At 34.8% G+C, this 448-nt stretch carries 1 protein-coding gene; it reads right to left on the bottom strand.

All coding sequences use genetic code 11. The annotated features are described in order from the left end of the window. Positions 1 to 303, bottom strand: a 303-nt coding sequence (locus OXT66_RS09685) for an IS3 family transposase (RefSeq protein WP_419146392.1), incomplete at its 3' end; no start/stop codon positions are given. Positions 304 to 448: the final 145 nt, after the last annotated feature.

Genomic DNA, 448 nt, shown 5'->3' with positions numbered 1-448 from the left:
ATCTGCCTTAAATCTGCGATTAAGTAAGTTCTTAACTCGATTACCTTCAGGTCCTTTAGATGAATCGTATTTACTAGTCTGCTTATGATAACCTTTTCCATAAATCCCTAACCGCTTCATAATGCGGTATACACGCTTATGATTTACTACCAAGTCAAAATTATCCCTAATAGTTTTGGTAATTCGCAAGCTTCCAAAATGTTGATCATTATTCCAGATATATTTAATGATGTCCTTTAATTGCCTATCTTTATCGTTTTTTTGAAACTGACGTTTCCAATAAAAGAAAGTTGAAGCAGAGATGGGCAGTACCCGTAAAATATCTGCAAGTTTAAATTGGGCCTCGAGAATACAAATTACTTTGGCGACTTCTTGGTTTGTTGCTTCATCGAGGCCAATAATTTTAACGCTTCATTTTTAATTCGGAGTTCCAAGTTTTCTGCTTCTA

Origin of the sequence: Lentilactobacillus senioris (assembly GCF_026798195.1) — a bacterium.
Classification (GTDB): Bacteria; Bacillota; Bacilli; order Lactobacillales; family Lactobacillaceae; genus Lentilactobacillus; species Lentilactobacillus senioris_A.
Note: the sequence above shows the minus strand (reverse complement) of the source record. Positions and strands in the feature narration are given on the sequence as shown.